Source organism: Sphaerimonospora thailandensis, assembly GCF_016863115.1.
Taxonomy (GTDB): Bacteria; Actinomycetota; Actinomycetes; order Streptosporangiales; family Streptosporangiaceae; genus Sphaerimonospora; species Sphaerimonospora cavernae.
On record NZ_BOOG01000094.1, the window covers coordinates 1 to 8,281 of the forward strand.

11 protein-coding genes are annotated in these 8,281 nt (G+C 67.9%); 5 read left to right on the forward strand and 6 right to left on the reverse strand.

Annotated features, from left to right (window positions below):
- A partial coding sequence (locus tag Mth01_RS28650; protein WP_204019087.1) for a cytochrome b/b6 domain-containing protein occupies nucleotides 1–859 on the reverse strand: 859 nt, incomplete at its 3' end.
- 258 nt (nucleotides 860–1,117) lie between these two features.
- On the opposite strand from Mth01_RS28650, the gene Mth01_RS28655 reads away from it, so the two are divergent.
- Nucleotides 1,118–1,579 (forward strand): SDR family NAD(P)-dependent oxidoreductase, encoded by a 462-nt coding sequence (locus tag Mth01_RS28655; protein WP_204019088.1) that lies wholly within the window; start codon nucleotides 1,118–1,120, stop codon nucleotides 1,577–1,579.
- A gap of 204 nt (nucleotides 1,580–1,783) precedes the next feature.
- Here the strand turns inward: Mth01_RS28655 and Mth01_RS28660 are convergent, their stop codons facing one another.
- The 3 genes from Mth01_RS28660 to Mth01_RS28670 form a co-directional block, all read right to left on the reverse strand.
- Nucleotides 1,784–2,473, reverse strand: coding sequence for a rhodanese-like domain-containing protein (locus Mth01_RS28660; protein WP_204019089.1), 690 nt, complete (start codon nucleotides 2,471–2,473; stop codon nucleotides 1,784–1,786).
- A 232-nt stretch (nucleotides 2,474–2,705) separates the two neighbouring features.
- Entirely contained in the window at nucleotides 2,706–3,302 is a 597-nt protein-coding gene (locus Mth01_RS28665; protein ID WP_204019090.1) for a nucleotidyltransferase family protein, read from the reverse strand.
- Between the two features lie 3 nt (nucleotides 3,303–3,305).
- Complete coding sequence (locus Mth01_RS28670) at nucleotides 3,306–3,899, reverse strand: TetR/AcrR family transcriptional regulator (protein ID WP_204019091.1); 594 nt, start codon at nucleotides 3,897–3,899, stop codon at nucleotides 3,306–3,308.
- Nucleotides 3,900–4,053: 154 nt separating this feature from the next.
- Here Mth01_RS28670 and Mth01_RS28675 point away from each other — a divergent pair, with 154 nt between their 5' ends.
- Together Mth01_RS28675 and Mth01_RS28680 are read left to right on the forward strand one after the other, a co-directional pair.
- The gene (locus Mth01_RS28675) at nucleotides 4,054–4,707 is read left to right on the forward strand and encodes a methyltransferase domain-containing protein (protein ID WP_204019092.1); all 654 of its coding nucleotides are present in this window, start codon (nucleotides 4,054–4,056) and stop codon (nucleotides 4,705–4,707) included.
- A gap of 433 nt (nucleotides 4,708–5,140) precedes the next feature.
- Complete coding sequence (locus Mth01_RS28680; protein ID WP_204019097.1) at nucleotides 5,141–6,049, forward strand: nitroreductase/quinone reductase family protein; 909 nt, start codon at nucleotides 5,141–5,143, stop codon at nucleotides 6,047–6,049.
- Nucleotides 6,050–6,188: 139 nt separating this feature from the next.
- On the opposite strand, the gene Mth01_RS28685 is transcribed toward Mth01_RS28680, so the two are convergent.
- On the reverse strand, nucleotides 6,189–6,809 hold the full coding sequence (locus Mth01_RS28685) for a phosphatase PAP2 family protein (RefSeq protein ID WP_204019093.1): 621 nt from the start codon (nucleotides 6,807–6,809) through the stop codon (nucleotides 6,189–6,191).
- A 169-nt stretch (nucleotides 6,810–6,978) separates the two neighbouring features.
- Here Mth01_RS28685 and Mth01_RS28690 point away from each other — a divergent pair, with 169 nt between their 5' ends.
- A complete protein-coding gene (locus tag Mth01_RS28690) occupies nucleotides 6,979–7,230 on the forward strand; it encodes a ribbon-helix-helix domain-containing protein (RefSeq protein ID WP_204019094.1) in 252 nt (83 codons plus the stop codon).
- Nucleotides 7,214–7,648: a PIN domain-containing protein gene (locus tag Mth01_RS28695; RefSeq protein WP_204019095.1), complete on the forward strand. Its 435-nt coding sequence runs from the start codon at nucleotides 7,214–7,216 to the stop codon at nucleotides 7,646–7,648. The genes Mth01_RS28690 and Mth01_RS28695 overlap by 17 nt, the downstream gene beginning before the upstream one ends.
- 44 nt (nucleotides 7,649–7,692) lie before the next feature.
- On the opposite strand, the gene Mth01_RS28700 is transcribed toward Mth01_RS28695, so the two are convergent.
- Nucleotides 7,693–8,199, reverse strand: coding sequence for a DinB family protein (locus Mth01_RS28700; RefSeq protein ID WP_204019096.1), 507 nt, complete (start codon nucleotides 8,197–8,199; stop codon nucleotides 7,693–7,695).
- Nucleotides 8,200–8,281 lie beyond the last annotated feature (82 nt).

Here is an 8,281-nt window from a genome sequence, read left to right on the forward strand (position 1 = left end):
GGAGCAGCCGCTTGACCGCGGTGTTCACGGCGCCGAGCCTGCGCTGCACCGAGCGCGGGCCGCGCAGGCTCCACACGGTGGCGGCCACGTGCACCGCCACGATCGCGGCGATGATGGCCAGGGACAGCCAGAACGCGAGCGTCAGGTTCCGGGCCTCCCCGAAGATCATGTGAGCGTTGAGGCGCGGCCAGCCCCAGAACCCGACCATCATCAGGTGCACGACCGTGAAGGCGAGGAACGCGAGCAGGCCGAGGTAGTGCAGGCTGCGCGCCGCCTGCCGGCCGCCGAACATCCGCACGTACCACGGGAACCGCGCCTCGATCGCCGGTACCTGCGCCAGCCCGGTGAGGATCTCGAACGGCGCCAGCAGGAAGATCACCGCGGCGTAGCTCAGCTTCTGCAGCGCGTCGAACGGCTCACCCGGAATCATCGGCGGCAGCCGGAACTCGGTGTAGGTCACGATGTCGCGCCACGCCTCAGGCAAGATGTCCCACGAGGTCGGCAGGTAGCGCCGCCACTGGCCGGTCGCGAACAGCAGGACCACGTACGAGATGCCGAGCAGGAGCCAGCCGATCACGGTGAAGAAGTGCCAGTGCCGGCCCATCCCGAGCTTCTTGTGCCCGGGCAGCGACACGATCGCGGAATACGACTCCTCCTCGTCCAGCGTGTCGTAGAGCTTGTCCTTCGGCATGGTCTTGCGGGTGAACCTCGCCCACTCCGTGCCCGGCCTGCTGTGGTCGCGCCAGTAGAGCTTCGGGTGGGCGGCGAGGATCTCGATCCCGCTGCGGATGAGCAGGGTGACGAACAGCACGTTCAGCCAGTGCTCGATCCGCAGCCAGACCGGAAAGTCGTTCTGCATCGTGGTGGCCCTCCTGCGCAGACTCCCTTGTGCGGCTTCCACCAGCGGGTCCGGCCAGTAGTGCTCTCTGGTTTGACCTGCTGATGCATGGGCAGTGCCCGCATCGAGGAGGGGAAACCATGGCTGACAAGGCCCATGCGAAGCAGGCCTCCCACCGTTGAATGTGGCACCCCACCTTCAGGCCGGCGGCGTTCCGCCGCAGGCCGTCCGCCAGGTCCGCGACACCGGACCCTGGCGGGACCCTGAGGAGGCGATGTGATGGTGCTGAATTCGCTTTCAAAGTCCGTGGTCGTCGTTACCGGTGCGTCCAGCGGGATCGGACGCGCCACAGCCCTCGCGTTCGCGGATCAGGGCAGCGCCGTGGTGGTCGCGGCGCGGCGGAAAGAGCCACTGGACGAGTTGGTCGAGGAATGCCGGCAGCGGGGTACCGCGGCGATCCCCGTGCCGACCGACGTCGTCGACGAGGAGGCCGTACGGCAGCTCGCCCGCACGGCCGTCGATCGGTTGGGCCGGATCGACGTGTGGGTCAACAACGCCGCGGTGACGCTGTTCGCACGGATCGAGGACGCGCCGATGGACGCCTTCCGTCGCGTCATCGACACCAACCTGTTCGGGTACCTGCACGGTGCCCGGGCCGTACTCCCGATCTTCGCCGCTCACGCTCCTCGGCGTCGACGCTGTCGATGCGCCGGCCGGGGATCGACTCGTGCCAGCCGCTGAAAATGCACAGGCCGGTGCGCAGCGGTGTGGGCAGCAGGTTCGCCAACGCCACCGAGATCTTGAGCATCGGGTTGAGCCCGAGCGCGGGAAAGTCGCGGCCACGCAGGTAGTGGGCCGTGACGCGCACCATGGCGCTGGTCGAGTCGAAGTTCGCGATGAACTCAGGAGCCGGACGCCCACCCGCCTCACCTCCCCACCCGTCGGCTATCCCAGATCGGGTTCGGACTCCTGGGAGCGCAGATCGCCGAGCCCGAACAGGCCCACCAGGGTGCCGTCGGCCTTGGTCACGACCACGTGCTGGAGTTCGGCCCGGTCCATGCGCTTGGTCAGCAGCGCCGCCCCCTCACTCGGACGCACCGTGGGAGCGTCGACGCGCATGGCGTCTTCGGCCGTGGCCGCCGAGTCGGTGCCCTCCAGTTCGGGTGCGCCGATGACCCCCTGGACGACGTCGTCTTCGTCGACCACCACCGCCAGCCCCGCCGGATCCGCGATGATCCTGTCGGCGACCTCCTCCAGCGGGTCGTTCAGGTAGGCGGTCACCGGATCACGTCGCATCCTCCGGACGACCAGGTCGGCGTTCCCCTCATAGGGCAGATCGGCGCTGAGCCAGTCCAGCTTGCCGGCGACGTAGTCGTAGGCCTCCTCGAACCCCAGGCGTTCCAGCCGGTGCGCGGCACGCGAGCTCATGTCGCACAGCCAGTCATGGCAGTAGACGATGACCGGACGTGAGCGGTCCAGCCCGGCCGCCGACGCCGCCAACTCCGGCAACGGCACGTTGACCGCGCCGGGCAGATGCGCCCACTCGTACTGCTCGGGCGGCAGCACCTCGATCAACTGCGCCTGCCGAGTGGCGTGAAGGTCCTGTACGGCCTCCCGATCGATGACATGCACCATAGGTCAGCCGTACCCACCTCTCATCGAATATTCCTGGCACCAGCCACCGGTGCCGACCTCCGCGGCCTGAGGGACCGGTCGCCTTGGGCGAGGAGCACGTGGACGACGTCGCCTGGTCCTATCCCGACCCCTTGGAGAAGCGGCGGGACACCTCTGCTTCGCACACGAGCGGCTCACGGTCGAGGAGCTCCTCGTATGACCATGGCGGCCTCCTGGATCCCGCGCCCCCGTTTCAGGGCCAGCCGACGGGTGGCGCCGGCGAGGTCGGCGTGATGATGCGCAGCCGTTCGAGCAGCGTGACGAACGTCGACGCGTACGGCGACGGCGCCACGATGGCGGTGACCCGGTCCCAGTCCACCTGCTCCCGCATCGCGCGGATCACCGGCAGCAGCGATCCGTAGTCACAGCTGTGCTCCGACAATGGCAGGATCCAGGAGACCACCAGGTCGGTGGCCTCGAGCACGGGGAGGCTGATCGCCGCCGTGGTGATCGGCTGTGCCCGCGCGATCAGCTCCTCGGTGACCGGCCGCTCGGCGATCGAGAAGATCATGTCGACGAGCACGCCCTCCCCGTTGTACGCCTTGACCAGCCAGTCCTCTGGCGGCTTGACGATTTGGAAGCCGAGCCCGTCGAGGGCCTTGAGGGCGAGTGGGACGTCCTCCTCCACGAGCGCGAAGTCGACGTCGTGAAGCGACGGCGCGGCGCCTCTGGCATACCCGGCACAGCCTCCCGCCAGGGCGAACCGCACTCCCGCCTCCTTGAGACCGGCGCCGGCATGCTTCAGCGTCTCCAGGATGGCGTCGGTGACCGCATGATTGTGGCTACCCATTTATCACGTTTGCCCTCGCATGCCCGGCGCAAACAATCGCGACGAGGAGGCGATGGACGGGGGTGTGGTGTCCAGCAGAGCCCGCACGCCCGGGATGACGGTCGCACGGAACGCGGCATCCAACTCGGCCGGGGTGGCGGTGATCTCTCCGTCCACCCATGAGCGCACGAGCGCCGCGAACGCCCCGACGACGCAGGTCACCACGAGATCGAGTGAGGCCGAGGCACGTGCGCCGCGGCCGAGCAGCTCGTCGCGGACGACCTCGGCCAGCATCCGCTCCCCGTGCGCCATGACCACCCCGCCGCCGCCACGCCGCCCGACCAGGGCCCGCACCAGCCGGTGCCGCTCCCGCACGTGTTCCAACATCGGCAGGCTGAACGCGAACAGTTCCCCCTCGGCCGCCGGCGCCGGATGCATGAAGGCGAGCTCGTCCAGGAGGCCGAACAGCACCGACTGCTTGTCCGCGAAGTGCGCGTAGAACGTCGAACGGCCCACATCGGCGCGGTCGATGATGTCGCTGACGGTCACCGCCTGGTAGCCACGCTCCAGGATCAGCTCCGTCAACGCGTCCCGGATCGCCCGCCGGGTCCGCCGCACCCGTCGATCTCCTGTATTACCGGACAACTTCCCCGATCCTGTTCGATACGGCACAGCAGGGCAGAACTGGTTGTTGACCGGCATCGCCGACCCCTGCAGGCTAGCGTACAGATCATCCGTAAACGAACACTATGTTCAACAAAGGGAGATAGCGATGGGACTGGGCAAGCTGCTTCATGATCATGCCGAGCACGCCGAGGAGGGCGGGACGATCGATCATCCCCGGGCCTACGATGTCTTCGCGTCCATCGGCTTCGCCGGCCGACGGCGAGAGGTCTTCACCCGCCTGGCGGCCTTGTCGGGCGTCCGCCCTGGTCACAGGATCCTGGACGTCGGCTGCGGCACCGGCTATCTGACCCGGATCCTGGCACCGGTCGTCGGTCCCGCCGGGCAGGTGACCGGCATTGACCCGGCACAGACGATGATCGAGTACGCCCGCCGGCGTGCGCCCAAGAACTGCTTCTACCTGGTCGGAGACGGGCAGACGATGAACCTGCCCGATGAGTCGTTCGACGTGGTGGTCTCCAGCCTGGCGATCCACCACATGCCCGTCGACGCGCGCGGCAGTGCCGTACGGCAGATGTTCCGCGTGCTGCGGCCCGGTGGCCGCCTGCTGATCGCCGAATTCCGACCGCCCACCAATCCGCTGGCGGCCCGCCTGGTCGGCCTGCTGTCCGGACCCGCGATGCGGCACAGCCCCCGCGAGTTGCTCGGCGACCTGATCCCCGAAGCGGGATTCCAGCTCGTGGACGACGGGACGCTCAAGCCCTTCTTCTACTACGTGCGCGCGGTACGGCCACAGGAGTGAGGCCCGCCTACGCGGTCAGATCCTCCCTTGACGGGGGTGGTCGTCTCGGGTCTAATGACGGATTGTGTCGCGTGTCACCGAACAGGTGGACGTCGGTGGCATGGAGACACCTTTACATCCGGGGAGTGCATTGTGAGTCCACACATCACGCGCCTCGTCTGACACCGCCGTAGGCTGCGTGACCGTCTCGCCACGCTCTCGGCATCGTCGCTGCTTCCGTTGACGCTCACGCGTCCCGGGGCGTGCCTCCCTTGTTCCTGGTTGCCGCTTCTCGCGCGGATTTCCGTACGTCCGCATGCGGCGCATCGGCGCGCCCGCCACGAAGAGATCCAACAGAGCCGTCGAAGAGACCGTCAGGATCTCGCGTTCGAAACCGTGCGCCAAGGAGAAATCCGGCTTGTCACAGGCCCAGAACCAGCCCCAACACCCGTACATGCGGCCCGAACCGCACATCAGTGAGTTCAACCGTCCGATCGTCGAGGAGTTCCGCGCCAACGGCGGACGCGTCGGCGGGCTCTTCGAAGGGGGTGATCTGCTGCTGCTGACCACGGTGGGGGCGAAGTCAGGCAGGGAGCACACGACTCCCCTCGGTTACGTCCGTGACGGTGACCGGCTGCTCGTCGTCGCCTCGGCCGGCGGCTCACCCCGCCACCCTGCCTGGTATCACAACCTGCTCGAACATCCCATGGTGGAGGTGGAGGTCGGCACCGAGACCTTCGGCGCGATCGCCGTCCCGGCCGAAGGCGCCGAGCGCGACCGGCTGTTCGAGGAGATCGTGCGGGTGGCGCCCGGCTACGCGGACTACCAGGTCGGCGTCGAGCGACGGCTGCCGGTGGTGGCGCTGGAGCGCTCCTTCACCGAGGCCGGCCCCGATGAGATCGCCAACCTCGCCGACAAACTCGTCGAGATCCACCGGTGGCTGCGTGACCAGCTTCGCCGCGTCCGCGCCGAGGCGGATGCGTACTTCGCCGAGAGAGAGGCCGGTGATGTCCGTCCGGTCGGCCTCAACCTCCAGCTCAGGCAGCACTGCCTGGCCTTCTGCGAGTCCCTTCACTTCCACCACACGGGTGAGGACGCGCAGCTGCTGCCCGAGATGGAGCGGCGGCATCCGCACCTGCGTGCGGCGATCGGGCGACTGCGCGCCGAGCATCGCACCGTGGACCGGATCCGGGGCGAGCTCGAGAGACTGCTCGCCGACGTGACCACCGCCCACCCCGACCGGTTCCGGGCCGAGCTGGACCGGATGACCGGCGAACTGGAGGCGCACCTGGACTTCGAGGAGGAGTCACTCATCCCCGTCCTCGCCGCCATCCCCTTCCCGCCGGGTCCGCCCGGCGTCTGAACCACTCCCCAGGTCTGGGCGCTCGGGCAAAGGGGGCGGGCCGCGAGGGCGGGATGCGTGAGAACGGGGGTCTCCCCCTGACGCGCCGGCGGCGGCCCGCCCCGGGTCGCGCCGCTGGTCGCGTCGAGGATGCGTGTCGTCAGGTCGGCTGGGCCGTACCGCGTTGATCGATGCCTGCGAAGATCAGTGGGTGGAGGGCGGTATGGGCGAGGCGGGCGGCGAACGATGCCGTGATCCCGTGCAGGGCCACCACGACGAGCAGGCCCAGTGCCGCCCCGGTGAGCAGACCGGCCGCCGCGTCCAACGGGTAGTGCACCCCGACATAGACGCGACCGAACGCCACAAGCACGGCCAGTACGGTGGCCAGCACGCCCAGTTTGCGGTCCAGGAGGAAAAGCCCGGCGGCGAAGGCCCCGGCGATGACGCTGTGGTCGCTGGGCATCGAGAAATCATGGCCGCAGCGGAGCAGCACCAACGCGTGGTGGACCGCGTTGCACGGGCGGACCCGTGAGATGAGAGGCGAGATCAACTCCTGGTTCACCTCGAGGGCCACCACAGTGGACAGACCGGTGAGGACCGCGGTCGCGACCGCGCCAGGCGGGTAGAAGCGCTGACGGGCTCGCCACCATCCGATGAGCAGGAGCAGCGTGAGCGCGGTCAGCCCGCCCCACCAGGCGTAGGCGGACATGGCGCCCTGAAGCCAAGGGGTGGACCGGGCAAATCCGTTGATCTTGAGGTATATGGTCGTATCGACGTCCATGGTTATTGGGTTTCCCGCCGTAGCTTCCGGTCTCGCCCTGCCACGGGCTTCGGGTCGGTCAGGAACTCCTCGAGGTGGGTGCGCCGGGTGATGACGCCGAGGGGTGGGTCGATCGGCATGCGCCGGCCCGTTCCTGACTGCACTTAGGTGCGTGTGTTAGCGTTGGTACATGTCGATGAAGAGGACGAACGTCTACGCCGATCCCGAAGACCTCGCTCTCATCAAGGAAGCCGCCCGACGTCGGGGTGTTTCCGAGGCGGAAATCATCCGTGAGGGGATCCATCTGGCCGCCATGGCGAATCGGGTGTGGGACGAGCCCTTGGAGTGGCCGACTTTCAAGGGAGGTGGCAAGCCGGTCGGCGGTGACGAGGTCACGGCTGTGATCGCCGGAGAGGTTGGGGCCGATGATTGTCATCGGTGACACCTCCGGCATCATCGCCGCGTCTGATGAGGACGCGGCTGAGAGCATCGATTGTCAGCGTGTGCTTCGCGAGGCTGGAACCGTCGTCATCTCTCCCCTGGTGTTGGCAGAAGTCGACCATTTGGCGAAGGCCCGTTTCGGATCAGCGGCGAGGACGCAGATCATCGCGTTCCTCCTTGCCAATGCTCGCCAACTGCGATTTCAGATCCCCGAGCTGACCACGGAGATCCTCGAATCGGCCACGGCGGTGCGGCGACGCTACGACAGTCTGGACTTGGACCTCGCTGACGCGGTGAATGTCGTCTTGGCCGCGGACTACCGTACAGACGCGGTCCTCACTCTCGATCGCCGTGATTTCCGGGTGATCCGGCCCCTCACACCCCACAAGGCGTACCGGCTGTTGCCCGACGATATGTGAGCACGCCCGGTGTGGGTCCCGGGCATGCCCACATCGATGGCGCGTCAGCCCATGGTCTTCTGACCATCGATGGCCTCTCGGAGGATGTCGGCATGCCCAGCGTGCTGGGCGGTCTCCGCAATGATGTGCAGCAGCGCCCGGCGCACCGACCAGCTCGCCCCAGGCTCGAACCACGGGGCCTCCGGCAGCGGGTGGGCGGCGTCCAGATCAAGGGTGCGCGCCAGCTCGTCGGTGCGTCCGGCGACCTTCTCGTACTCGGCCAGCAGACCGGCCAGGGTGTCGCCGGGCTCCATCCGGAACCCGCCGGCCCAGTCCCCGTCATCCTCGGTGAACATCGCCTCGGCGCCCCCTTCGGCGAAGCGGGCCCACTGCTCCTCGGCGCGAGTCACATGCTTGATCAGGCCACCCAGGCACAGCTCGCTGGCGGTCGGCCGCTGCGCGGCCTGCTCGTCGCTGAGTCCCCGTACCGTGTAGCGCAGGAAGCTCCGGTGCTTGTCGAGAGTAGCGAGCAGGTCCGCACGCTCCACGCTCAGATTCGCGGTGTCCGTCATCGGGTCCCCCATCTCCAGGTGTCGTACCCGACGTTATCGAGGCCGACTGACATTCAGCTCCGATCGCGGAGGCCACCGGCCC

Bases quoted from the DNA above. Each gene is read 5' to 3' on its own strand.
- Mth01_RS28660 (WP_204019089.1), bottom strand. From the start codon at position 2,473: ATGGTGCATGTCATCGATCGGGAGGCCGTACAGGACCTTCACGCCACT.
- Mth01_RS28675 (WP_204019092.1), top strand. From the start codon at position 4,054: ATGGGACTGGGCAAGCTGCTTCATGATCATGCCGAGCACGCCGAGGAG.
- Mth01_RS28690 (WP_204019094.1), top strand. From the start codon at position 6,979: ATGTCGATGAAGAGGACGAACGTCTACGCCGATCCCGAAGACCTCGCT.
- Mth01_RS28685 (WP_204019093.1), bottom strand. From the start codon at position 6,809: ATGGACGTCGATACGACCATATACCTCAAGATCAACGGATTTGCCCGG.
- Mth01_RS28700 (WP_204019096.1), bottom strand. From the start codon at position 8,199: ATGACGGACACCGCGAATCTGAGCGTGGAGCGTGCGGACCTGCTCGCT.
- Mth01_RS28695 (WP_204019095.1), top strand. From the start codon at position 7,214: ATGATTGTCATCGGTGACACCTCCGGCATCATCGCCGCGTCTGATGAG.
- Mth01_RS28680 (WP_204019097.1), top strand. From the start codon at position 5,141: ATGCGGCCCGAACCGCACATCAGTGAGTTCAACCGTCCGATCGTCGAG.
- Mth01_RS28655 (WP_204019088.1), top strand. From the start codon at position 1,118: ATGGTGCTGAATTCGCTTTCAAAGTCCGTGGTCGTCGTTACCGGTGCG.
- Mth01_RS28665 (WP_204019090.1), bottom strand. From the start codon at position 3,302: ATGGGTAGCCACAATCATGCGGTCACCGACGCCATCCTGGAGACGCTG.